Below are 25,578 nucleotides of genomic sequence, written 5' to 3'. Positions count from 1 at the left end.
AAACGCGTCGCCACGGCTCAACGTTTATCGGAATTTTGATCGACATCGGCTGCGGAAAGCTACGGTTGTTCTGTCGATTCGATCTGCGGCAGTCGTCGCGTGCGTCGGATCGCTGACGCTCATTTTGGATTAGCTTGGACTGCCGCAGCTTTTACGTTCGTTGAGCTCCGCGACGCTACTTGTTCCACGTAGGGCGAGCGTTTGCCGTGATCTCGGCGTCCAGCGCTTTCATGCGTGCTTCCATCGCCGCAACTCGATCGGGATGGGCATCGGCCAGGTTCGTCTGCTCGCCAACATCAGCCTGCAGATCGAACAACATCCGCTGCGGCCGTTTAGAGTCGGTCTTCAGCTTCGCCGACGGTTTCTTTTGCGGCGGCGCTTTGACCAACAGCTTCCATTTCCCCTGACGCAGCCCTTCCAGCACGCCGTGGGACGTGTAATAGACAAATTCGTCGCGTGAGGCTTCTCCGGCTTCTCCGGTCAGCAGGTGGGCGAGATTCATCCCGTCGATCTTGCGATCGCTGGGCAATTCGCTGTCGGTCAGGGCGGCGATCGATGGCAACAGGTCGATCGTTCCCATCAATTCGTCGCACTGGGTCCCCGCGGGGATCCGGCCTGGTCCCCAGACGACACACGGAACACGTTGGCCTCCTTCGAACGTGGTCCCTTTACCGGCGCGAAGCGGCCCCGCCGAACCGCCATGATTCTTGAACTGCAGCCAAGGGCCGTTGTCCGACGTATAGATCACGTATGTGTTTTCCGACAGCTCCAAATCGCGAATGGTATCCATCAACCGGCCGACTTCCGCATCGATATGCTCGATCACGCAGGTGTAGGCGTTTTGTGGATCGGCGTCGTAGGCATCCTCGGGAACGTACAGCGGAATGTGCGGCATGCTGTGAGGTAGGTAGACGAAGAATGGCTTTTCGCGATTCTCGCGGATGAACTCGATTGCCCGGTCGGTGTAGCGACGCGTGATAGTCCGCTGGTCGACGGGCAGTTCGACGATCGTTTCGTTTTCGACCAGCGGCGTATTCCAGTAACTCACCGCGCTGCCGGGATCTCGCCACAGGTCGTCCGAAGCCACTCGCGACTTGCGTTTGTTGTCCGGGTGATTCATGTCGTTGGAGTATGGGATCCCGAGGTAGGTGTCAAACCCGTGCTGGCGGGGAAGTGTTTCGGGGTGATGACCGAGGTGCCACTTGCCAAAACATGCCGTCGCATATCCGAGCCCTTTCAAATGGTCGGCGAGCGTATGCTCGGCTGGATTCAGCCCCTTGGTCGATTGCGGAAAGAGGACGTGTCTGTGAAGGCCGACACGCTTGGGATAACATCCGGTCAGCAAAGCGGCCCGCGACGGAGTGCAGACGGGCGAAGCGACCATGAAGTTCGTCATCCGTCGCCCTTCCTTCGCCATCCGGTCGATGTTGGGCGTTTTGATCTTTTCGGAGCCGAAGCAGCCGAGGTCACCGTAACCCTGGTCGTCGGCGAAAATGATTACGAAGTTGGGAGTCGCGGCAGGGCTGATCTCGCAGCGGAACAGACAGAAGCCGGCGATCGCGGCAAATAGAATCGATCGGAACATCGACAAACTCGCTTGATGTTGGGGGACTTGGTGTTGCCATTCTAGCTGCACGCGAAACGCGATGTGGAAGAGAGATCAGTTGGAACGCTGGTCTTTCTCGCGCTGGCGATTCTCGATAGCTGTTTCGTAGACGGTGGTTGCAGCTTTGGCCATCAAGTGGAGCGTTTGGGGAGACGGCTGCAGCGGAAATTCTTGAGTTTCCGTTCGGGCGAAGAGCTCCGCCAGAACGGCTTCGATCTCCCGTTCCAATCTGCTGACAATCTTGGGTTCCATGCCAAAGCTTCCTCTTGCGCTGATGGGTTCTCGCGGGCTTTCCGCTGAAAGGCTCCATTCTTGCCCCGACTCGGCCCGCTGGGCAAGCCAGTCCCCACACTCTCTCTGTGCCACCTGGGTGGCTTGGTTTGCGTGCCTGTAATGGTTGCTTGTGGCGCAGTGCGGTAGCGTTTTCCGGCAAAAGTGTCTGGTAGGGCCCCGTAAATCGCTGACGAAAACAAAGAAAATGAATGACGTGTTTGCCACCAAGCAGCGGTGGATGTGTGCATTAACGGGGCTGCGGGGGCCATTGGTTGTCTATAGGGTCCGGTAATTGCACGGCGGCGCATTGACAAGTTTCAGAATGGCAGCAAAATCCCCCCCAGAGTTCCCATTTTTTTCGATTGAATAGTCTACGAGTACTTTGAGGTTTTACTGAACATGGTCCGAAACGCGAGACGGGGTTTTACGCTGGTTGAATTGTTGGTCGTGATTGCGATCATCGGCATTTTGGTTGGGCTGTTGTTGCCCGCGGTCCAGTCGGCTCGCGAAGCGGCTCGGCGGATGCAGTGCAGCAACAATCTGAAGCAGATCGGCTTGGCGTTGCACAACTACCACGACACGTTCAAGAGTTTTCCGAGCGCGGCGATCTACACCGGCACCGCACCTAAGCAGAGTCCGCCTTTGGACGGCAGCAACCGCTGCAACGGCCGCGATGCAAACTGGGGTGCAACTTGGATGGTGATGATCTTGCCGTTCATCGAACAGCAAGCCGCATACAACCAGATGGATTTCACCCAGCGGGCTCGTTCCGCTGTTAACTCGGCCATCACTGGCCAGCCGATGGACGCTTACATCTGCCCCTCGCATGTCGGAGTCGCGTCTCGGTTGACCCAGGACTATGACGGTTTTGCGAAGGGGAACTACGCAGCCAATGGCGGCACGCATTACACCCAGGACATCGCCAACTTTAATAGCAGCACCTACAAGGGCCCCTTCTCGTTGGCCGGTCAGTACGGTGCAAAGTTTCGCGACATGACCGATGGTACATCGCACGTTATTGCTGCCGGTGACATCGTCGCTACGCCCGGCAACACCGGCGATGATCGTGGTGCATGGGGCTGGCCTAGCGGTGTGCTCTTCGGTCTGCGAGCGCAGGCGTTTGCCAATGGTCTTCTGACTCCAAACGATTCGCGGCAAACCGACTGCACCGCTTACGCGAGCAACGACAACACCAACGTTAACTTCAACCAACGCAACAACCCGGATTGCACCACGACGCAGGGGATGGCGCTACGCAGTTATCATCCCGGCGGCGTGCAAACGGTTTTCTGTGACGGTAGCGTGACCTTCATCGGTGAGACGATCGACGAAGCGATCTACGAAAACCTGTTGCGTATTCAGGACGGCCAACCGATCGGCCAGTATTAAGAATGAAGAAGCCTTGCGGAGCAGGTTAATTGCCGGCTCTCAAAGCATTCCGAAGTCCAAGCGATCGCTTGGACTTCGCTGCGTTAGTCGCTTCGACGGTTCGCCTCTCTTCACGTTCCTCCCATTGCAATCTGGATCTTGTACCGATGATGTCGTCTGTTTCGAAAACCCTTGTTTGTGTCTGCCTCTCTTTGCTGACTTTGGCTGGTTGCACCGGCGGAGCTCCCGTTCCAACGGAAGACCAAATGTTGCAGGATTCAGGCCGCGTCGTGTGGACCTTCATCGATGAAGCGAAGAAGGAACGCAAAGCGGATGTGATCCAAAGCAAGTTGAGCATCATGTTGGAATCGCTTGATGCCCAAGCAGCAGCTTCCGGCGGCAAGTTGGTTGAACTGCGCGACGCGGCCAAAACGCTGCAGTCGGAACTGCAAGCCGGCGAGAAACCTGCCGATAGCCTGCAGAAGTTCGCCGACTCGGTCAGCGCTTTGGTCCCCGAGCCGCAAAATCTAGGCGAATAGACCGCCGGCAAACTGTTCCTTAGACACTTCGCCTTCAGTTCGGCCAGGTTTCTTTTCGGCTGAGCTTTTATGGCTGCAGTAAGTCGATCAATCCATTGGCAAACGTGTAACGCCAGTAGAAATATCCGTGGCTGCTGGCGTACTGGCGGTAGGTGAATGCGTAGCCTTTGGCGGTTAGCACGTCTCGCAGATGGCGTGTCGAATTGAGGATGTCGACTTCAAATTTGCCAGCCTCTAAATGGAACCGGATCGGTTGCCGCGGAGCGTCGGCGATCTGGCGTGCCAGCCACTCGGGTTCCGATGCCGGTAGCGTCGGTCGACTTCCCGACGACCACCAGAACGATCCCGATTGGCAGTAGACGTTGCCGAAGAGCTCGGGGTGTGCGTGACCTATATATGCGGCGGCGAGTCCGCCGTAGCTTGCTCCGGCGATCACGCTGTTGGCTGGCGAGGCAGTAATCTCTTGAGTTCTCGCCCAAGGAATCAGTTCGCCGGCGATGAAGTTGGCGAAGTCGGGATTGCATGGCAATTCGAGCGAACGGCTCTCGGGACTCGGATTGCTGACGAAGATCGCTGTGGTGCTACGGATCGCTTTTGCTGCGATCAGATTGTCGAGAATCGTTGCTGCGTCGATCTGTTGCAGATATTTGTCGCCATCAAAGACGAGTAACAATCCGTTTTCTGGATCGCCTGGTCGATAGCCATCGGGTCGATAGAGATGGATGTCGCGCGTGTTGCCAAGCGTCTCGCTGGTCAATTGATGTCGCGTGACGACGCCTCGGGGTGTTTCGGGGTTGGATTCGATCCAGATCGGTTGCGGTGCGTCGGGCAGTTCGACGACCGAGCTGCCGTCGTAGTTGTCGACCGGATCGGCGGGGAAGCAAAGCTTGTTTAAGGGATCACGCTGTGCCGTGGCGAGGATCGCTCGGCGTCGCTCCCATGGCGTTCCGTCGAAGACTGGCACGTCGGGAGCGAATCGGTAGTCGATCCGGGCGTCGCGAGGGACGCGGTAGCTGCGATACCAAACATCGGAATCGCCGAGGCGATGCAGTTCGTCGTGGTCCCCCGACGGCGCGCCAAACAACCGCACGTTGTGATGATCGCCCCGCCAGAGAAAGGTCACTAAAGCGTCGGACTCCGGCAGCGGTGGCATCACCCCTTCGGATTCGACCAACGGCGCTCCGGCTGCCCCGATTTCGCTCCAGAATCGCTCGGTGCTTAGATCCTTTAAAAGTTCTTGCTGCAGCTGACGCAGACGAGGGCTCTGCAGTTCAGGTTGCGGAGCCTTTTGTTTGGCCAGCGGGATGCTGCTGCGTAGCGTCAACGAAAACTCTCCCTTCGCGGGACCGGAGATCGAAAACGCGTAGGGGCCTTCGCTGCCGACGACAAACATGAAGGTTTGGGTTTTCCCGTGGCCGGCGGTGAGTTGACGGATGTGGTTTCCAGCGGAACCGACGAGCGACAGGACCAGTTGTTCGCCATCGATTGCGCCACGAATGAAGTCCCCAGCGGATGCGGGAATGACGATCGTTGGCGAATTGCCTTGAGCGTCGAGCGAATCGTTTAGCGGTTCGCCGAGCGTAAGCGTTGCCGCTGCCGGTGGTGAAGCATTTTCTGAGGCCCGCAATTTTGCGGATGAGTTGCAGGCGACCACGACCAAGGCAATTAGCAAGCGGCACGTAAGCGTTGAACTTGTGTTGAACAATGGAGATCTTCGGCAAGAGTGGAATGGAGTGGATCTGCGATTCGAAGCAGCAGACGGACGAAGGCGATACGAAAACTCCAAGCCGTTGCAATCACAGCTTGGAGCCTCGCAGACGTTGCATCATAAAAAGAACCTGTGGGGCGATTCTATTGCGACGCAACGGTCTTCACTTCGCCGCCGTGACGCGTCCAGCTGGCGTGCCAGACGGCGCGATCGATCGTATCGCTGGCATTGCGGACGCTGCCATCGGCTAGGCTGAGCACAGCGATGCCGGGATGGTAGCTGCGGGCGGCTGTCATTTTTGAAGAGCCGTAGGTCATGTCGGGAACTTCGCTGTTCGGCGTCAAGCGTCCGTTCATCACCGGGCCATTGGGGACGCTGCCACGCAACCAATAGTGATTCCGATCTCCCTTCCACGATGCGATAAATGACTGAACCCCCGCTAGTCCTCCGGCATCGGCGGCATCTGCCATCGCAGCGTTGACGCCCGACGTTGCCGAGGCGCGATAGGCACGCGGATCCTGCACGGGCGTAGGCGATGCGATGTCGATCCCCGTCCCGATCGTCGTCTCGGCAAACACGATCGTGTTGCTAGTTCCATCGACGATGTCGCGAAAGCGAATCTTCGCACCGATCCAGCACAACCCGTCCGACGGCGTGCCGTTGCCAGGATGGAACACGCCGTCGAGTCCACTCCCTTGATTCATCGCATAACTTGTCCCCGCGATTTGGATCGTTGTTCCCGAGGGCATGGTCAATGGGTGCACATCGGCTCCAACATCGCTGGGGCATTCGAACGTCGGAACCCGCGTTCCCGCGGCGGCTTGCAGCGCCAACGGCAAGTCGGCCAGTGCCGGGTGTCCCATGTAGAGGTCGAAATCGATCAGGTCTTGCAGGTTTTCCTGCTCAATGAAGGGGAGCAGTTTCGCAAAGGGTGAGAAGTCGTTGGGGTATCCGCCGGGATAGGACCAGCCGTTGTTGGGGAAGGCTTCGTTATAGGTCGAAGCGTAGTTGTGAAGCGCCAACCCGAGCTGCTTCATGTTGTTGCCGCATTGCATCCGTCGCGCTGCTTCGCGAGCCGCTTGCACGGCGGGCAACAATAATCCGACCAGGATCCCGATGATTGCGATCACAACTAACAGTTCGACAAGCGTGAACCCGCGTCGTCGTTTCTCGCTGGGATCACTGGACGAACATGTGGCGGGAGTTTGGGAAGAGGGAAGCAGAAGTTGGCTCGATGCCATCATAGAGATCTCCTTGGTTAAGCAGTCAAACGGGAACGGTTGCTTGCGGTCCAACGCGGACCGCGACATGGAAAACCGAGTTTGGCTGGCTAAGAGATAGAGACTCTGTTGCTTGCTGGCCGCGGTTGTTCCCGCCGATCGGTGCGATCGGAGCTGGCGTGGTATCGCCAAACGGAACAAGCCATTGCGTGCGTAGGTTTTCGCTTTTCTGAACTTCCAAAATTGGCAGCTCATCTTTCCAGACGCCGATTGAAATCGGAATCGACTTCACGACGAATGGAAACAGTTTTTTCGCCGAGGCGATTAATGGGATGACGCCATCGCTGGTTCACCCGCTCCCAAGATCTCTTGGTAGTGGGCTGCCAGCGCTTGGGCGTCGTTGTATTCATGGGTCGATAGCGATTCAACGATCTGACCATCTTTCAGGATCACCACGCGATCCGACCAGATCGCCACGCTTGGTTCATGCGTCACGACGATGATCGTCCGCTGCTGTTGATCGCATAATTCACGCAGCAGTTTGCAGATCGATTGACCGGTGACCGAATCGAGGCTTCCGGTCGGTTCGTCGGCTAGCACGATCGCCGGATCGGTTGCCAACGCCCGCGCGATCGCGACGCGTTGCTGTTGGCCGCCGCTGAGCGCATCGGGGCGGTGCGTCAAGCGATCGGCGATTCCCAAGCGTTCCGCCAACGCGTCCAACGAACTTTTCTGGGGCTGTTTGAGCCCAGCGGCGTACAGCGGCAGCAGGATGTTGTCGGCGGCGCTGAGCGCTGGAACTAAATTGAACGATTGGAAGACCAATCCGATATGGTCGCGACGATATTCGGTCAGCTTGCGATCCGAAAGCGTCGCAAGATCCTGGCCGTCGACGAAGACGGCTCCATCGGTCGGCCGCGTCAGTCCCGCCATCAAGTGCAACAGCGTGCTTTTGCCCGATCCACTGGCACCCATCACGGCGACAAACGAACCGTGCTCAACAGTCAGGTCGACATCCTTCAACGCATCGATCGCACGCTCTCCCTGGCGAAACGTTTTGGTCGCGTTTCGGACCGACAGCGGGGCGGCTAGCTTTTCTTGGCTCATTTATAGGTTGGCAACTTTTCTGTGGATGAAGGATCAAAAAGGTGGTGACGCCGTTTCATTAGTGACGCCGCTCTGCCGGCAACAACTTCAAACGCAATTTCCGTTGCCCCTCCCCTCAAGCAACCCGCATGCCAACTCCGTCGATCGGTCTCCGTTTCGAAGCGCGATCGCACGGCTCGTTCCGACGCTTCCCTGCCACTCCGGTCAGCTGATTCCCGAGTCAGCCGATCGAATCTCCCGAACGAAGCCCTGGAAACAAATATTTGCGTCCGATCCGCACGAGCCGCCCAACAGTGGGGGGCTTGCCGCGGCGGTGGCGGAAGTTTCACCGCCGGCGATCAATCGACCGCCGGCGGGCGTTGGCCAAGGAAAACGCTAGGGAAATTCTGGCAGAGGACCACGAATTTCCGACTTCACCGGTTGCCAACCAGGCCGGCGGCAACTACGCTTATTGCGACGCGATCTCAATAACGCGTCGTCTCAGCCGGCAGCAAACTGTTTGCAACCGGTTGTTCCCGCCAGCAAATGGCAATGCTTCGACGATCATCCGCCGCATCTGGGCACCGATCGACGCCAAGCATTTTTGCCTTGTAGCCAGCATCCAACGGCAGCGTCGTGCTCGCCGATTTGTACTGCAAACTCAAGGCTACCAATATGCAATCTCCAACGCTTACCGCACTGTTCGACAGGCCAAGTGCGTCGATGTTGCCCGCTCTCACCATGGAGAGTCCGGTTTGAACAATCGACCTTCCGACACCACCACGCCACCGATCGAATCGGATCTGCCGTCGGTCAGCCAGACGCTGCGACGCGGGTTTTGGTTGCGAACGATGATCCAATGGCACTGGATCAGCTCGGCCGTCTGTCTGATCGGGATGATCTTGTTTTCGGTCACCGGGATCACGCTGAATCACGCTTCGCAGATCGAGACGGTTCCAGACGTCGAGCACCAGATCATCGAGCTGCCGCAGGAGATAACCGACGCGATCGACGCTCAGACACCTCCCGAGAAAGCTCCGCTGCCACCAGCGGTCGCGACTTGGTTGAGCGATCAAACGGGGATCGCGATCGGATCGCGCGACGCCGAATGGAGCGAGGACGAGATCTATCTATCGATGCCGGGCCCGGGGAGCGATGCGTGGGTGAGCATCGATCGGTTTGCTGGCGAAGTCGAATTCGAACGGACGCAGCGCGGCTGGATCTCGTATTTCAACGACCTGCACAAAGGCCGCAACACGGGGCCGGCGTGGAGTTGGTTCATCGACATCTTTGCGATCGCAACGCTCGTGTTTTGCTTTACCGGTTTGGGGCTATTGTTCCTGCACGCAAGAAACCGGCGGATGACGTGGCCGCTGGTCGGACTGGGGCTGATCGTTCCGTTTTTGCTCGCGCTGCTGTTGATCCACTGACCGCCACGCTTCCAATTTTCACCATCCTCTCCATGACTGTTTCCTTGAACAACAAGAGTCGACGCATGTTGAAACGCTTTCCCCTTCTTGCCGCTTCGTTCGCCTTGGCGCTTGCCGTGCCAGCCGCGCCGGCGACGGCCGCGGAGATCGAACTGAGTATCGAAATTCCGCGACTGAACGTTTCGGAATATCACCGCCCGTATGTCGCCGCCTGGATTCAAACCGCCGACCGCAAACAGATTCGCAACCTGACGGTTTGGTATCAGATGCGCGACACGAACGAAGGGCACGGCACTAAATGGTTGCCCGACCTGCGGCAGTGGTGGCGGATCTCTGGCCGTTCATTGGACGTGCCGGTCGATGGCGTCACCGGAGCGACCCGGCCGGTCGGCAAGCACTCGCTGACCTTCACCGACAAGCAGCCTCAATTGGCCGATCTGCCGGCGGGGGAATACACCCTGATCGTCGAAGCATCGCGCGAAGTCGGAGGCCGTGAATTGGTGAAGATCCCGTTCACATGGCCTGCCACGTCGCCGCAGATGCTCGACGCCAAAGGCAAAAAAGAACTGGGTGAGGTGACCCTGTCGGTCAAACCCTAGCCATCACACGATTCCATGTTCGATTTCGGTTCCCTGTCATTTCCCTTCGCTAACCTCAAGAGAGTCTCACGATGAAAATTTCGTCCTTCCTGGCTGTTGCCCTCGTTCTCACGCTGTCGCAGATTGCATCCGCTCACAAGGTGTGGTTGCTGCCATCGCAGACGTCCCTTTCGGGGAACGATCCTTGGGTCACCGTCGACGCCGCGGTGTCGAACGACCTGTTCTACTTCAACCACTTTCCACTGCGTCTCGATAACCTCGTGATCACCGCTCCCGATGGCGGTTCGGCGGAAGCTCAGAATCCCGCGACCGGCAAGTATCGCAGCGTCTTTGATGTTCAGTTGGAGCAAGAGGGAACCTACCGCATCGCGTTGATGAACCAAGGCTTTTTTGCCAGTTGGGTCGAAGATGGCGCACGCAAACGCTGGCGTGGATCGGCTGCATCGTTTGCGACCGAGGTGCCGACCGATGCCGAAAACCTGAAGGTTACCGAAAGCGTTGGACGGATCGAGACCTTCGTCACCAATGGGGCTCCGAGCAAAGAAGCGTTGAAGCTGACGGGCGTTGGAATCGAATTGGTTGCCGCGACGCATCCCAACGATTTGTATGCGGGAGAGAAGAGTCAGTTCCAATTGCTCGTCGAAGGCAAGCCCGCGGCGGGATTGGAGATCGAGATCATCCGCGGCGGAACGCGTTATCGCGATTCGCAGGAAGAGATCATCGCAACGACCGACGAGAACGGAGAGTTCACTGTCGCGTTTGAGAAGCCCGGCATGTATTGGTTGTCGACTTCTTCGCAGGACGAAAAAGGGAAGACCGCGCAAGCGAAAAACCGTCGTCTCAGCTACGCCGCGACGCTTGAAGTTTTGCCCCAGTAAATCCCTTTGATTGATTAGGTCCCATGGCAAACCAACCACCCCGCCGCAGATTCGCTGAAGTGATCGGCAACGCAGTCGTCATGCTGCTGTTGGTGATTGTTGCGTTGCTGTTTCTGCGGCTCACTCGCGGCGTTTGGTGGATCGCAAATCCACCCTCATCGCGGTGGTGGATTGCCGGTGGGGCGTTGACATTTTATCTGCTGTTTTGCCTGCGGATGCTCCGTCGTCCGGCGAAACATTTGCAAGCCAGCAAATCCCTCGGTGCGGCAACCGCTGCTGCGACGGGGGAAGCCGCGGTCGATCCCTCTTCGATCGCCGTGGTCTACGCCAGCCAAACGGGCTTCGCTTACGAACTGGCTCAACAGACAACCGCGTCGCTGAACGAAGCGGGCAAGTTAGCGCACCTGGCGGGGATCGAACAGATCGATCGCGAGCGATTGGTCCGTGGCGGACGTTTGTTGTTTGTCGCCAGCACGACGGGAGAAGGCGATCCGCCCGATCACGCCTATGGATTTCTCGAAGAGGTGATGGGGCAGGCGGCTGATCTGCAGGCATTGGAATATGCGGTGCTCGCCTTGGGCGATCGCACCTACACCCAGTTCTGTGCGTTTGGGCGGCAGGTCGATCAATGGTTGCGGCGGCACAAGGCGCGGCCGCTGTTCGATATCGTCGAAGTCGACAACGGCGATCCGGCGGCGCTGCAAACTTGGCAAACCAAAGTTGCCGAGACCTTTGAAACGGTTGCGGCAACGCCTTGGCAACCGCCGAAACTGGAAGACTGGCAACTGGTCGCACGCCAGGAATTGAATCCAGGCAGTCTCGGTGGCGGCGTCTATCATCTGAAATTGCAACAAACAAGCCACGAGGCGAGCCCGGTGGCTTGGCAGGCGGGAGACATCGCCGAAGTCGAGCCCCGGAATTCGCGAGCCTCGGTTGAACGTTGGCTGCAGCAAGCGGGATGCGATGGCGAGACGACGATCGAAGTCGGTCACGAGAGCACGACGTTTGCCCAGCGGTTGGCGCGGTGTGAGCTGCCGGATCTCGATGGCGTCGAAGATCGGAATCCGCAAACGCTGGCCGATGGATTGAAGCCGCTGAAGCCTCGCGAGTATTCGATCGCGTCGTTGCCAAGCGATGGCAATCTGGAATTTGTCCTCCGCCGCGTCGTGCGGACCGATGGGACGCTCGGAATTTGTAGCGGTTGGCTGTGCGAACACTTGGAATTGCAGCAGTCGGTGCGGTTGCGGATTCGCAGCAACCCGAGCTTCCATCCCCAATCGGTCGATCGGCCGATGATCTTGATCGGCAACGGGACCGGGATCGCGGGACTGCGAGGCCATCTGAAGCAACGCGTTGCCGCGGGGCATGCCGAGAACTGGCTGCTGTTTGGCGAACGCTCCGCCGATCGCGATTTCTTCTTTCGCGATGAACTCTCGAAATTGCAACAGCAAGGGCTGCTGAAACGTTTGGACCTCGCCTTCTCCCGCGACGGCGAACAGCGGACCTACGTTCAGGATCGACTGAGTGAAGCGGCTGACGAATTGAAAGCCTGGGTCGCACGCGACGCGGCGATCTACGTCTGCGGCAGCCTCGCCGGGATGGCTCCCGCAGTCGATGCCGTGATCCGCGAAACGCTTGGCAACAAGCTGGTCGACCAAATGCTCGCCGACGGCCGCTACCGCCGCGACGTCTATTAGTTGGTGGCTATACCACTCCGTCGCGTGGTCTAATTCGAAGCCCCGATGTTATCCTTATAGCATCGAAGCAATGCAGTCGAAGCCACAGAGATCTCCGAGTTCACCGAGGCCCACGAATCGCGGCTAGGTTTCTCTGTGGCGAAGCCGTGCTTCAAATTGGATCTATCAGCCGGGCACCAATAGCTCCCGCGGGTCTCGGTGACCAGTTTTACTTCTCGCATGTAGCGATGTAGCTTATAGCGTTGGTTCGATTGATGGATGCGTAGGACTAGGAATCTTGGATGCGAATCGGTTTTGATGCCCCCGAATTTTTGTGGCTGCTGTGCCTGTTGCCTCTGTTCTGGGTAGCCGCGTACCGGCGTCGCGGATTGGGCGTCGTGCATGCGACGGTTGCGATCGGTTTGCGTTCGCTGGTCCTGTTGGCGATCGTTGCGGCGATCGCGGGAGTGCAGATTCGTTGGCACAGCGACCGCGTCGCGGTGATGTATCTGTTGGACCAATCCGAGAGTATCGATGCCGCCCGGCGCCGGGAGATGTTCGATTTCGTCGCTGCCAACGTGCGCGAGCATCGCCACGCGTCGCGCGACGATCTGGCGGGAGTGATACTGTTTGGCAGAGAGGCGACGATCGAAGTCCCTCCATTCAGCGACGACCTCCCGCAGCGGTCGCAGTTCAGCGACGGATCACTTCGCACCGACGCCACGAATCTCGAACAGGCGTTGCAGTTGGCTCGGACCGCGATGCCGACCGATGTCCGCCGCCGGATCGTGATCCTCACCGATGGGAATCAGACGCTGGGACAGGCTGCGCGGATCGCCGATCGGATCGCGGCCGATGGGATTGGAATCGATATCGTTCCCGTTCCGACGCAGTCGGGCAGCGACGTGTTAGTCGAAAAGCTCGACATGCCGGCGCAGATTCGCCGCGGACAACCGATCGAAGCCCGCGTCGTGATGACCAATTTTGCCGCCGAAAATGCGGACGCTCCCGTTTCGGGACGACTGCAGGTCACGCGGCGCAGCGGACACGACGACCAGATGATCTTGAATCAACCGATCCAGCTGACGCCCGGCAAAAACGTCTTTCCATTGCGACACACGATCGATCGAGCCGCTCCTTATACGTACACGGCGACCTTCGTCCCGGACGATCCGGCGGACGACGCGCGATCGCAGAACAATCGCGCCGTGGCGTTTGCGAATGTGCGGGGGCAGAGTCGCGTGCTGCTGATCGAACCGGCGACCGAAGCTGGGGCGTGGGGCGAGTTTGCCGATCGGTTGCGGGAAGAGAATATCGAAGTCGTTGTCGAGCCGAGCGATGCGACTTTCAGTTCGCTGGCTCAACTGCAAGCTTACGATTCAGTGATCTTGGCCAACGTGCCGCGCGTCGGCGGGGATGCTGCCGATTCGCTGCAATGGTTCAACGATGATCAGATCGAGATCTTGGTGCGCAACACGCAACAACTGGGAGCGGGCTTGCTGATGATCGGTGGTCCCGATGCGTTGGGTGCCGGCGGTTGGACCGGGACGGCTCTCGAAAAAGCGATGCCTGTCGACTTTGAAATCAAGAATTTGAAAGTCGCCGCGGTCGGGGCGTTGGCACTTGTTATCGACAGCAGCGGATCGATGGATGGCCAAAAAATGCAGCTGTGCAAAGCCGCGGCGTCCGAGGCGATTAAGATGCTTGGCCCGAGCGATCACTTGGGAATCTGGACCTTCGACGGCGCGACGCGCGAAGTGATTCCGATGCAGCCGGTTGCGGGGCGGACGCACATGTTGCCGATGGTCTCGCGGATCACAGCTGGCGGCGGCACGGTGATGTATCCGGCGATGGAGCGAGCGTTTATCGGGCTGTCGCAAACCGAAGCTGCCGTGAAACATATGATCGTGCTGACCGATGGCCATACGACGCCCAACGATTTTGGCCCGCTGACGCGGCGGATGAAGCAGCAAGGGATCACCGTTTCATCGGTAGCGATCGGTAAAGATGCCGATCTCGCTTTGATGCGGGAGATCGCGTCGATTGGCAGCGGAAAGATGTACCACGTCCATTCGCCGCGTGGGATTCCGCGGATCGTGATGCGGGAGACGCGTCGGGTTTCGCGGCCCTTGATTTTCGAACAGCCAGCAGGCGTGCGGCCGCAGATCGCGCAAGACCATCCGCTGATCCAAGGCGTTGGCAGTCCGCCACCGATCCGCGGCTATGTGATGACGACGGCCAAGGATAGCCCGTTGGCTCAGGTCTTGCTGTCCGCGGCGGGACCTCAGAACAGCCAACAACCGGTGCTGGCCGTTTGGCAGTATGGACTGGGCCGAACCGCTGTCTTAACGACCGATGGCGGCCAGCGTTGGGCGAGCGATTGGCGGACCTGGGACGACCGTAAGAAATTGATCGCTCAATTGATGCGATGGCTGAATCGGCCCGCTGGCGACGCGGGGAAGTTCACGTTGGCGACCGTCGTTGACGATGGACAGGTGCAAGTTGTTGTGAACGCGTTGGATGAGAGCGATCAGTATTTGAACTTTCTGGAGATGGGAGCGTCGGTGCTCGACCCCGATCTCGAACCTATCGACTTGCGGATGCGGCAGACCGCGCCGGGACGTTACGTCGGTTCGTTTCCCGTCGATCGCGCGGGGAACTATTTTGTTCACGTCGTCCCTGAAGCAGGCTCCGCTCCGCTGACCACCGGCGTCAGCGTGCCGTTTAGCGCCGAGTACCGGATCCGCGAAGTGAATCGCGGGCTGTTGGAACAATTGGCCGCAGCGGAGCCACGCGGCGGCGCGGCGGGAACGTTGGCTCCATCGATGGCGAGCGGCGACGCAGATCCGGCGGCTTTGAACCCGTTTCGTGGCGGTTTGGATGCGATCCGTTCGATCCAAGATTTTTGGCCGATCTTCGTTCTGATCGGCTGCTGTTTGTTTGTCGGCGACATTGCGGTCCGCCGCATTCGATGGGACTTCAGCGGCGTGAAACGTCTAGCTGCCAAGCGATCCACGAAATTGCAGGACGCCGACGCGAGCAAGCTCCAGCGACTGCAAACGCTTCGCTCGATCAAACAGCAAGCGGCTGGCAACGCGATGCAGGAGCCCGAACCCTCGGCACCGCCCGCTGCTTCTGAAACGCCAACCGTTCAAAAGAAGCCCCCAACTCTCGGCAGCGACGATGCTCCCGAAGCCCTCTCATACACCGAGCGATTACGTCAAGCAAAAGCGAACGCGAAACGTTAACGGGTATTCGAAAAGTGCATTGGCAACGAACCGAATCTCGTTTTGCGGCCTCAACCCACATCGTTCTTGCTGGTGTTGCGGATGCGTTTCTGTTGCGGGGCGGTGGTTTGGTGCCCGACGCTACGGCGTTGGTTGCACGCCCCAGAGTTTGGTCAACAACTGGCAGACTTCGGGATCGTGCTGTTGCAGTTCTTTGCGGTCGAAGGGGAAGAAGTCGTTCCGCGTGAAAAAGGCTTCGGTTGTCTCGGCGAAATATTCTTGCGGGTTGGTCAGCGCATAGGCGCGATCGAAGCGTTTGTTCCCTTCGGAATCTTGCCGCTCCACGCGATCATAGCCGCCGCTCGCTTTGGCTTTTTCGAAAGCCGATCGCAGCGGTTCGTTTTGGAAGCCATCGGGAAGTTCGCGATGGTGGTAGGCGTGGGCGAGTTCGTGCAACGCAAAGTTTGGCATCCGACGCGTCTCGGCGGCGAAGATGCGGATGTTGGTGAATTCGATTCCGCGGGCCATCGCCGGATCGCGCCCGTTGGCTCGCAACCAATCGCCGCTGGGATGGTATTCGGCGCGAGGCGGGATGCCAGGGTACTGCGGCGAAAACCAAAGCGTTACCTGTTGCAGCTGTTTCAGCGCCGCCGAAGGAACGGCGCGGCAGATCTCGTTCAATTGAACGGTCAGCAGTTCCAAAGCCTGATCGGTCGCGGCGCGGTTTTCCGGTTCGAGCAGTTCGCGGCGGATTTGGATCGTCCAGCCGGAGAGGCTGCGCGCCGCGTACCGCTGCGCCGGCGTGGCGGTCGCGGGCTGCTGAGGCTGGTCGACTGCGGCGGCGGGGAGACCGACGGCGAGGCTGATGAGAAGGCAAAAACTAGCCAGTGAATGGGTTTTGATAGCGGATATCGACATCGAGCGATCCTGGGGTTGATAGCGATTTGTCGGGTGGAGCGGCGAGAAGGGGGGCTGGTTGGGTAGACGCGGGCCCCTTGCAGCGGAAGGTCCAGTCTATCCGCAGCGGCTTGCTGTCACAAAGCACTAGCCTTTCAGGCACTTCCGCTGGTAACATCTACACCCATCAGGGCTTAAGTGGGGGTGCGTGTTCGGGATCCCGGACGCGGTAACGAATCGGGAATCGCTATCTGGAAGCTTATGCCGCGTGGGTGCTGACTACATAAATATGATCCTCTGGGTGGTCGGGTCGATTCTGGCTGTGGGGATCTTGATGGGCTTGATGCGTCGTCGGCGCGATCAATTGGTCCAAGAACTTCGGGAACATGTCGAGCGAGAGCGTTCGACCGACAAATCGCCAAAGAGCGAAGCTAAAAGTAAAACATGACGAAACGACTTTATATCGAAACTGTCGGCTGCCAGATGAACGTCTTGGACAGCGAGATGGTCGTTGCCAATTTGCGGCAACACGGCTACGAGGTCGTGCAATCGACCGAAGATGCCGACGTGCTGCTGTACAACAGTTGCAGCGTTCGCCAGATGGCTGAAGAGAAAATCTACAGTGCCGTCGGCGAGGTCAAACGGATCAAGGAAGCGCACCCGGATCGCGTGGTCGGCATCATGGGCTGTATGGCTCAGAAGGATCAGGCGAAGATTTTTGATCGCGCCCCGCATGTCGATCTGGTGATCGGCCCGGGCCAGCTGCATCAGATTCCCGACTTGATCCAACAGGTTCGCGCTGGCGCCGGGCCTCAGGTGATGGTCAGCCTCGGGCGTAAAGAAGGTTCGCAAGCCGACATCCGCCGCAGCCACGAGACGTTTGATCCGTTGCGCGATCCGTCGATGCGGCCGACTCCGTTTCAAGCCTATCTGCGAATCCAGATCGGTTGCGACAAATTCTGCACCTATTGCGTCGTGCCGATGACTCGCGGTCCGGAACAGGGACGCCGTCCGGCCGACATCTTGTTGGAAGCTCAAACGTTGGCCGACCAGGGCTGCAAAGAGATCACGCTGTTGGGACAGACTGTCAACAGTTACAAGTACAGCGAAGATGGCACGACGACGCGGTTGGCCGATCTGCTGCGATCGCTGCACGAGATCGACGGCATCGAGCGGTTGAAGTTCGTGACAAACTATCCCAAGGATATGACCGAAGATCTGCTGCGAACGGTTCACGAATTGCCGAAGTGTTCGCCCTATCTTCACGTTCCAGCGCAGAGCGGATCGGATGAGGTCCTGAAGCGGATGAAGCGCGGTTATACGATCGCCGATTACCGAGCGATGATGGAACGGATCCACAAGTTCCTGCCCGAAGCGTCGGTTAGCAGCGACTTTATCGTCGGCTTCTGCGGCGAGACCGAAGAGCAGTTCCAGATGACGATGGATCTGGTTCGCGAGTACCGCTACAAAAACAGCTTCATCTTCCAATACAGCGTTCGCGAGGGAACCGTCGCCAACCAGCGATTGGAGGACGACATCCCGTTGGATGTCAAGAAGCGTCGCAACAACGATTTGTTAAACCTGCAGAACGAGATCTGTCTGGAAGACAATCAACGCTTTGTCGGCGAGACGGTTCAGGTGCTGGTCGAAGGGCCGAGCAAGAAGGCGATCAAAAACGGCGACGATGGCCCCGTGGTGCAGATGACCGGGCGGACGCATTGCGACCGGATCGTTGTGTTCGATGGAAATCGCCGTCAAGCGGGACAGATGATGGACATCGTCGTTCGCGAAGCGTTGTGCCACACGCTGATTGGCACCGTCCATACGAAGCACCTTGGCCCGCAAGTTTTTCAGCTCGCTTAGTCGTTCGCTTGGCTTATAAGAGAAGACGTATTTAGCTCCCGTTTCAGTTCATTTTCAATTCGCGTGGCCCGGGCGACAGAACTTGCTTTTTCGCAGGCAGGGTTTGTTTTCAGAGACCATGCACGGCATAGATCGGGACGGCGCTGCCGTTGCACCGTACGGATCGATCGTTCATCAAGGACCGATGACAAATGAAAGTTGTAGCCTTTCCGCTGGCCGTTCTGCTTGCCTTTGCCGCGACCGCTTCACGTGTGGGAGCGGATGATCCGCTGACCGCGGTGACTCTGGAAACGATCGATCTGACCGACCAACTGCGTCGCCAAGTCGTGGTCGACCGCGAAACGGGACTCTATCTCGGCTATCCCACGACCGCTTTGTTAGACGATGGCCAATCGATGCTGTGCATCTATGCCAAGGGACGCGGCCGCGGGGCGCTTCTCTATAAACGCAGCGAAGATGGCGGAAAGACTTGGGGCCCGCGACTGGATACTCCCGAGAACTGGTCGACTTCCAAAGGAGTTCCCAATCTGCATCGTGTCATCGATGCCGAGGGGAAGCGTCGCAACTTGTTGTGGGCGGGGATGTATCCGGCGCGAACGGCGGTTTCCGAAGACGAAGGAAAGCAGTGGAGCGAATTGAAGCCGGCCGGCGATTGGGGCGGCAGCATGGTGATGGGGTGTGTCGAAGCCTTGAACACCAAGGGGCATTATTTGGCGATGTTCCACGACGACGGCCGCTACTTCACCGAACGTGGTGGGAGCACCGAAACGGTGACGGTTTACAAGAGCCTGTCGACCGATGGCGGTTTGACTTGGTCGCGTCCCGAAGCGGTTTTCCGTTCCGACGAGATTCATCTTGCCGAACCGGCCTGCATTCGATCGCCCGATGGCAAGCGGTTGGCGGTTTTGTTGCAAGAGAGCCGCTTGCGTAAGAACTCGCACGTGATGTTTAGCGACGACGAAGGGAAGACGTGGACCCAGCCGCGTGAGCTTCCGCTGGCACTGACCGGCGAGCGGCATGTCGCTCGATACGACTCCGACGGCCGTTTGATGGTCAGTTTCCGTTGCCGGTCACCTTATCGCTCCGCGAATACTCGTCCTTTCGAAGGCAGCTGGGTCGCTTGGGTTGGCACCTGGGACGATATCGCCAACGGAAAGCAGGGCCAATACAACGTCCGCCTGAAGGAAAATACGAAGGGTTACGACACTGGTTATTCGGGCGTTGAACTGCTGGGTGACGGTACTTTTGTCGCCACCTCTTACGGTCACTGGGACGAAGGGCTCGACCCTTACATCCTCAGCGTGCGATTGAAGCTGGCGGAGCTGGACGGAATGTCCAAGGGGCTTGCTGCATCGGAGTGATCGGTGTGGCCGGGAGAGCGGTTCGGTAGACTTCCGTGTCTACCGACGTTATCTCCGGGGCAATCCGGCGTCGGCAGCTGGCAAATAGTCGGCAATGTTCCTCCCCCGGTATTGGGCATACGATCGGATCAACCGGAAAACTCCGCGGTTTATTTCCATCATTTCGTCCTTAGGGCGTCTCTGGTGGCGTTGAAGGCGGGTTAACTTCCCCAGTAGGCTGTGCGTGGGAGCGATCGCTACCGGTCGGTGGCGAGGGGATAATACGAGTGCCGGGGCAGTCAAGCGGGGGATTGCAAGGTATCTTGTGGTCTGGGTCTGGAAGGTGTTAAGGCGAAAGTGCGTCTAACCCTACCGGAATGTCCGTTCTTTCTTCGCTGACCGACAATGAAGGTGCTTCTGGTAGCGGCTTGCTAGCTGATTCGTCCGGCCATCGCTCAAATAAAAATGGGCGAAGGTGCATGAAGAATCCGGCCGAAGTCGAGACCGGGGGGTATTGTTTTTACATAGGCAATTTGAAGCCTGTCGATGAACTACCCCTTGAGTCATGCTCCAGAAGGATCTCCGAAATATGCTCATGCGTCACCCGCACCCCGAGTTGCAATTCGCTTACCAACTGCCTTACGGGGCGGTCGTGAAGCCCAATGGCGTTCAGTTCTCTGTTTACAGCCGTTCTGCAACCTCGATGCGTTTGCTGCTTTACAAGAATGTCAACGACCGCGATCCGTCGAAGGTGATCGAGTTCGATCGCGACGTCGACCGCTGGGGGGACATCTGGAGCATTCAGGTTCCGAATCTCAAGCCGGGCCAGCTGTATCACTTCCAAGCCAGCGGACCTTTCGATCCCGAACGCGGCCAGCGGTTTGACGCCTCGGCGCGATTGATCGATCCCTACGCCAAGGCATTGGCAGGGAAGTTCCAATCGAACGAAGACGGGATCACCCGTCCGCCGAAGTGCGTTGTCGTCGACGACAGCTTCGATTGGGAAGGCGATCGCCACTTGCGGCACGATCTTTCCGATTCGGTGATCTATGAGATGCACGTCCGCGGCTTTACCAAAAGCAAGACGGCGAAGATCAAAAATCCCGGCACCTACCTGGGCGTGATCGAAAAGATTCCGTACCTGAAGGCGTTGGGCGTGACGGCGGTCGAGTTGATGCCGGTTCACGAGTTCCCGATCGAAGCGACCAACGGCGAAAAACTGGAACGGCCGAACTATTGGGGCTACGACCCGATGGCCTTCTTCGCGCCGCACCGGGGCTATGCGGCCGGCAAGCAGCCGGGGGCGCAGGTCAACGAATTCAAAGAGATGGTCAAGGCGTTGCACGCCGCCGGGATCGAAGTGATCCTGGACGTCGTCTTCAACCACACCTGTGAAGGGAACGAACAGGGACCGACGTTGAGCTTCAAGGGGCTCGAGAATTCGGTCTACTACATCCTTTCCGAACAAGAGCACTACACGAACTACAGCGGTTGTGGAAACACGGTCAACGGAAACCATCCGGTTGTCCGCGAGATGATCTTCCATTGCCTGCGACACTGGGTGCACAACTACCACGTCGACGGTTTCCGGTTCGATCTGGCGAGCATCTTGAGTCGCGATCGGCACGGCAACTTGGTCCCCAACCCGCCGATGGTCGAATTGATCGCCGAAGATCCGATGTTGGCTGACACCAAGATCATCGCCGAAGCCTGGGACGCCGCGGGAGCTTACCAAGTCGGCTCGTTTGGCGACCTGCGTTGGGCCGAATGGAACGGTCGCTTCCGCGATGACGTTCGCGGTTTCTGGCGTGGCGATGGCGGAACGCTCGGCGCCGTGGCAACTCGCCTGGCGGGCAGCAGCGATCTGTACCAACACGCCGGTCGGGCTCCGTTCTGCAGCATCAACTTTGTCACGTCGCATGATGGCTTCACGATGAACGACCTGGTGTCGTATCGTGACAAGCACAACATGGCCAACGGCGAAGACAATCGCGACGGCGACAACCACAACATCAGCGACAACTACGGAATCGAAGGACCGACGCGGCGACGCGGGATCCAATCGGTTCGTGAACGTCAGATCAAGAACATGCTGTCGACGCTGTTACTCAGCCAAGGCGTTCCGATGCTGGTCTCGGGCGATGAAGCTCGACGCACGCAAAAGGGAAACAACAACGCCTACTGCCAAGACAACGACATCAGTTGGTTCGATTGGCGATTGGTCGAGAAGAACGAATCGATGGTTCGGTTTGTCCAGGGGCTGATCAAATTCCGCCGCGACCAACCGACGATGCGCCGCAAGAAGTTCCTCACCGGTCGGCCTGAAAACGGTCGCAAGATCCCTGACGTTTCGTGGTTCAACGCCAACGGCGACGCGCTCGATTGGCATCAACCCGAATTGGCGATGTCGGCTTATTTGGCCGCACCGTTGAAAGCCGACGATCCCGACGGGATGGGACGCGATGTCGTGATGTTCTTCAATTCGACCGGAGAGCGGAAGACCTTCAACATGCCATTGCACGGCCGTGGGATGAAGTGGAATCTGTTTGTCGACACGACGGCGCCTTCGCCAGCGGATATCTATCCCGATCTGGACGGTCCCGTGCCGGTCAGCGGTCAAGCGATCGACCTGTCCTATAAAGGGCTGATGATCTACGTTTCCGAGTTGGTCAATCAGTAGTCGACGTCGGCGGGCGGCTCTTCGGAGCCGCGAGCCAGATAGACAATGACAGCGCCGCCGGCGGCGGTGCTGATCGCTTCTCCATAAGTCCAGATCGCGGGCATGCCGGTCGCTAGATCGACCCACCATTGCAGAACGCCCAGGACAACGATCCCCCAACCGAGCTTCAGCACCAACGCTCGGTATCGCGGCAAGTCGCGGGCCAGTTCCAGGACCGCGACGCCTAGCATTCCGTAGACCACCGACAGGTGCCGAGCCAGGTACCAGGTGAGCCGGTGGTCGGGGAAGCTGTCGATTTCGAAGAACTCCGCGGTCGCGATCATCCACGCTTTCGGCATCGCGGCAGCGAAAAAGGCGGAAAAGACGACGCCGCCAAACAGCAGCAGGTACCAATAGAGCAGTCGATGGCGAGTGGCCGTTTTCATCGGTTGCGGTCCGGTGGGGAACAATTCGTTTTCGTGCGAGTGATGATACCACGTGCAGGCAGGTTTCCAGCCCGGCGGTGTCAAAACGAGCGAAGTGCGGTCGGGCTAAAAAGTTGAACGTACGCTACAATGCGAGAGTGCGATGAGGCTGCGTTTGTCGAGCCTCCCACGCCTCTGTTCCCCAACCGCAAAAATCTACCTTGTCCACCTCATCGCTCGATCGCCCATCGCCCCTGCCTCCCGAACTGCTTGCTCCGGCAGGCGACATCGATTGCGTTCGCGCGGCGATCGAAAACGGCGCCGATGCTGTCTACTTCGGCCTCGACTGTGGATTCAACGCCCGAGCTCGGGCTCACAATTTCGGCCCCGCCGATTTGCCTGAGGTGATGGATCTGCTGCACAGCCGTGGCCTGGCGGGCTACGTCACCCTGAACACGCTGATTTTCCCTAGCGAGCTGCCGGCGATCGCCGACCTGTTGCGACAGATCTCCGACGCCAACGTCGACGCCGTCCTCGTGCAAGACCTCGGCTTGGTTCGCTTGGTCCGGCAACTGGTTCCCGATCTGCCGATCCACGCGTCGACGCAGATGACGATGACCAGCGCCCAATGCATCGACGAGATCGAATCGCTGGGGATCGAACGCGTGGTCGTCGGCCGCGAATTGTCGGTCCGCGAGATCAAAGCGATCGCGCAGAAGACGACGATGCCGTTGGAGTGTTTCATTCACGGCGCGTTATGCGTCGCCTATTCTGGCCAATGTCTGACCAGCGAATCGCTGGGGGGCCGCAGCGCCAATCGCGGCCAGTGCGCGCAAGCCTGTCGTCTGCCGTACGAGCTGATCGTCGATGGCCAGGACCGCGATCTCGGCGACCAGAAGTATCTGTTGAGTCCTCAGGATCTGGCCGGATATGCGCTGATCCCCGATCTGATCGATGCTGGAGTCTGTTCGCTGAAGATCGAAGGGCGTTTGAAGACGCCCGAATATGTCGCCAACATCGTTCGGCATTATCGCAAGGCGATCGACGACGCGATGGCCGGCCGCGCGGTCCATCTGACCGAGACCGAAGTCCGCGAGATGGAGCTTTCCTTTTCGCGTGGCTTCTCGCCGGGCTGGCTGGAGGGTTGCGAGCACAAGCGTTTGGTCCCCGGGCAGAGTTCCGCTAAGCGTGGCGTCCGGGCGGGAACGGTGATCGCAACGAATCGCCGCGGCGTAATCGTCGATTCCGAGATCCCTCTGAATCGAGGCGATGGGGTCGTCTTCGATGGCGATCGGGATCAGCAAGCCGAACAGGGCGGACGGCTGTTCGATGTCCGCGCGTTGGATCGCGAGGATCCTTCGCGAGTTGAACTGCAGTTCGGAACCGGGGCGATCGATTTTGATCTGCTGGAACCGGGCCAAGGGATGTGGAAGACCGATGATCCGAAGCTGAACCAGAAGCTGAAGCGAAGCTATTCGCAAACCGACCCGATCCGCCGCCGTCCGCTGCGGATGCGCGTGACCGCCGCGGTCGATCAACCGCTGCGCGTCGTTGCCGAAGCGGCTGGCATGGCGGCTGTCGAAATCGAATCGGACCAAGTGATGCAGGAAGCACGCAAGCACCCGATCGACGAAGCAACGCTTCACGCCCAGCTGGGGCGGATGGGCGGGACCGCGTTTGAATTGGCGGCGCTCTCGGCCAAGATCGTCGGCCGTCCGATGTTGCCGCTGAGCGTGTTGGGACGGTTGCGACGCGAACTGGTCGCGGCGCTGGAAGCTCAAGCGATCGCGCGGCCGCCGCGGCGGTACTGCGAATCGGCGCTGGCGGATCTGCAGCAGAGTGTTTCGAAAACGCAAGCCGCAGCAGCGAGCGAAGCTGGCCGCGTGCCGACGCTGCACATTTTGTGTCGCACGATGGAACAAATGCAGTCGGCGATCGACGCCGGGATGCGGGATCTGTATGCCGATTTCCACGACATCCGCGAGTATCGCGGTGCGGTGGCGATGGCGCGGCAGGCCGAAGCCAGGATCGTGCTGGCGACGCCGCGGATTCAGAAGCCCGACGAATACGGGCTGTTCCGCGCGATGCGACGCCATCAGCCCGACGGCTACCTGGTTCGCAACTTGGCCGGCCTGCGATACTACCGCAACGAAGGCTTCCCCGTGATCGCCGACTTTTCGTTGAACGCGACCAACGAAATCTCCGCCGATCATTTGATCGCACAAGGAGCGACGCGGATCACTCCGTCGTACGATCTGAATCGGCAGCAATTGACCGAACTGATCGAAGCGGTTCCGAGCGGATGGCTGGAGATCGTCGTGCATCAACACATGCCGATGTTCCACATGGAGCATTGTGTCTTCTGCAGCGTGCTTTCTCCCGGAACCAACAAAACCAACTGCGGCAGGCCCTGCGACCGGCATGTCGTTCACTTGCGCGATCGAGCAGGGATGGAACATCCGCTGCAAGCCGACGTTGCTTGTCGCAATACGCTCTTCAATGCGGCGGCTCAGAGTGCCGCAGAGATCGTCCCGTCACTGATCTCCGCTGGCGTGGCGGCGATGCGGATCGAGCTGTTGGAAGAGACCGGCCCCGAGATCGCGCGGACGATCGAACTGTATCAACAGCTGTTGCGCGGCGAGGTGACGGGCAAAGAGGTCTGGACGCAATTGCGAGCCAGCAACCGCGTCGGCGTCACCCGCGGCACCCTGGAAGAACGCCGCAACCCGCTGACGATTCTGTAGCCGCGGTGACTGAGCAAGGTTGCGACTTGAAGAGCTACCG

The 25,578-nt window shown here is 58.9% G+C and carries 18 protein-coding genes; 11 read left to right on the top strand and 7 right to left on the bottom strand.

Annotated features, from left to right (window positions below):
- Window positions 1–175: 175 nt before the first annotated feature.
- Together CA51_RS17980 and CA51_RS17975 are read right to left on the bottom strand one after the other, a co-directional pair.
- Window positions 176–1,585, bottom strand: a complete 1,410-nt coding sequence (locus CA51_RS17980) for a sulfatase family protein (protein ID WP_145122604.1) — start codon at window positions 1,583–1,585, stop codon at window positions 176–178.
- Between the two features lie 75 nt (window positions 1,586–1,660).
- Window positions 1,661–1,858, bottom strand: a complete 198-nt coding sequence (locus tag CA51_RS17975; RefSeq protein WP_145122603.1) for a hypothetical protein — start codon at window positions 1,856–1,858, stop codon at window positions 1,661–1,663.
- Window positions 1,859–2,278: 420 nt separating this feature from the next.
- Between CA51_RS17975 and CA51_RS17970 the strand changes: the two genes are divergently transcribed.
- Together CA51_RS17970 and CA51_RS17965 are read left to right on the top strand one after the other, a co-directional pair.
- A complete protein-coding gene (locus tag CA51_RS17970) occupies window positions 2,279–3,268 on the top strand; it encodes a DUF1559 domain-containing protein (protein ID WP_145122602.1) in 990 nt (329 codons plus the stop codon).
- A 245-nt stretch (window positions 3,269–3,513) separates the two neighbouring features.
- The gene (locus tag CA51_RS17965; RefSeq protein ID WP_145122601.1) at window positions 3,514–3,786 is read left to right on the top strand and encodes a hypothetical protein; all 273 of its coding nucleotides are present in this window, start codon (window positions 3,514–3,516) and stop codon (window positions 3,784–3,786) included.
- Between the two features lie 67 nt (window positions 3,787–3,853).
- Here the strand turns inward: CA51_RS17965 and CA51_RS17960 are convergent, their stop codons facing one another.
- The 3 genes from CA51_RS17960 to CA51_RS17950 form a co-directional block, all read right to left on the bottom strand.
- Window positions 3,854–5,458, bottom strand: a complete 1,605-nt coding sequence (locus CA51_RS17960; RefSeq protein WP_231745766.1) for an enterochelin esterase domain-containing protein — start codon at window positions 5,456–5,458, stop codon at window positions 3,854–3,856.
- Between the two features lie 179 nt (window positions 5,459–5,637).
- Window positions 5,638–6,738, bottom strand: a complete 1,101-nt coding sequence (locus tag CA51_RS17955; protein ID WP_231745765.1) for a DUF1559 domain-containing protein — start codon at window positions 6,736–6,738, stop codon at window positions 5,638–5,640.
- A 300-nt stretch (window positions 6,739–7,038) separates the two neighbouring features.
- Complete coding sequence (locus CA51_RS17950; RefSeq protein ID WP_145122599.1) at window positions 7,039–7,821, bottom strand: ABC transporter ATP-binding protein; 783 nt, start codon at window positions 7,819–7,821, stop codon at window positions 7,039–7,041.
- Between the two features lie 770 nt (window positions 7,822–8,591).
- Between CA51_RS17950 and CA51_RS17945 the strand changes: the two genes are divergently transcribed.
- The 5 genes from CA51_RS17945 to CA51_RS17925 all read left to right on the top strand — a co-directional run bounded on the left by CA51_RS17945 (window position 8,592) and on the right by CA51_RS17925 (window position 15,631).
- On the top strand, window positions 8,592–9,230 hold the full coding sequence (locus CA51_RS17945) for a PepSY-associated TM helix domain-containing protein (protein WP_145124231.1): 639 nt from the start codon (window positions 8,592–8,594) through the stop codon (window positions 9,228–9,230).
- A 65-nt stretch (window positions 9,231–9,295) separates the two neighbouring features.
- Window positions 9,296–9,829: a DUF2271 domain-containing protein gene (locus CA51_RS17940; RefSeq protein ID WP_145124230.1), complete on the top strand. Its 534-nt coding sequence runs from the start codon at window positions 9,296–9,298 to the stop codon at window positions 9,827–9,829.
- 71 nt (window positions 9,830–9,900) lie between these two features.
- On the top strand, window positions 9,901–10,707 hold the full coding sequence (locus CA51_RS17935; protein WP_145122598.1) for a DUF4198 domain-containing protein: 807 nt from the start codon (window positions 9,901–9,903) through the stop codon (window positions 10,705–10,707).
- Between the two features lie 23 nt (window positions 10,708–10,730).
- The gene (locus CA51_RS17930) at window positions 10,731–12,404 is read left to right on the top strand and encodes a sulfite reductase subunit alpha (protein WP_145122597.1); all 1,674 of its coding nucleotides are present in this window, start codon (window positions 10,731–10,733) and stop codon (window positions 12,402–12,404) included.
- 281 nt (window positions 12,405–12,685) lie between these two features.
- Window positions 12,686–15,631 (top strand): VWA domain-containing protein, encoded by a 2,946-nt coding sequence (locus tag CA51_RS17925; protein ID WP_231745763.1) that lies wholly within the window; start codon window positions 12,686–12,688, stop codon window positions 15,629–15,631.
- Window positions 15,632–15,751: 120 nt separating this feature from the next.
- On the opposite strand, the gene CA51_RS17920 is transcribed toward CA51_RS17925, so the two are convergent.
- Complete coding sequence (locus tag CA51_RS17920; protein ID WP_145122596.1) at window positions 15,752–16,528, bottom strand: zinc-dependent peptidase; 777 nt, start codon at window positions 16,526–16,528, stop codon at window positions 15,752–15,754.
- Between the two features lie 423 nt (window positions 16,529–16,951).
- Between CA51_RS17920 and miaB the strand changes: the two genes are divergently transcribed.
- From miaB to glgX, 3 genes are all read left to right on the top strand, one after another.
- Complete coding sequence (gene miaB / locus CA51_RS17915; protein ID WP_145122595.1) at window positions 16,952–18,370, top strand: tRNA (N6-isopentenyl adenosine(37)-C2)-methylthiotransferase MiaB; 1,419 nt, start codon at window positions 16,952–16,954, stop codon at window positions 18,368–18,370.
- A 191-nt stretch (window positions 18,371–18,561) separates the two neighbouring features.
- Window positions 18,562–19,731, top strand: a complete 1,170-nt coding sequence (locus CA51_RS17910; RefSeq protein ID WP_145122594.1) for a sialidase family protein — start codon at window positions 18,562–18,564, stop codon at window positions 19,729–19,731.
- 568 nt (window positions 19,732–20,299) lie between these two features.
- Window positions 20,300–22,390, top strand: a complete 2,091-nt coding sequence (gene glgX / locus CA51_RS17905) for a glycogen debranching protein GlgX (protein ID WP_145122593.1) — start codon at window positions 20,300–20,302, stop codon at window positions 22,388–22,390.
- Here glgX and CA51_RS17900 read toward each other — a convergent pair.
- On the bottom strand, window positions 22,384–22,815 hold the full coding sequence (locus CA51_RS17900; RefSeq protein WP_145122592.1) for a hypothetical protein: 432 nt from the start codon (window positions 22,813–22,815) through the stop codon (window positions 22,384–22,386). The genes glgX and CA51_RS17900 overlap by 7 nt on opposite strands.
- A gap of 200 nt (window positions 22,816–23,015) precedes the next feature.
- Here CA51_RS17900 and CA51_RS17895 point away from each other — a divergent pair, with 200 nt between their 5' ends.
- Window positions 23,016–25,538 (top strand): U32 family peptidase, encoded by a 2,523-nt coding sequence (locus CA51_RS17895; protein ID WP_145122591.1) that lies wholly within the window; start codon window positions 23,016–23,018, stop codon window positions 25,536–25,538.
- Window positions 25,539–25,578 lie beyond the last annotated feature (40 nt).

Source organism: Rosistilla oblonga, from assembly GCF_007751715.1.
In the GTDB taxonomy this organism is placed as follows: Bacteria; Planctomycetota; Planctomycetia; order Pirellulales; family Pirellulaceae; genus Rosistilla; species Rosistilla oblonga.
The sequence above is the reverse complement of the archived record's forward strand: the minus strand, read 5'-3'. Positions and strand labels throughout refer to the sequence as shown.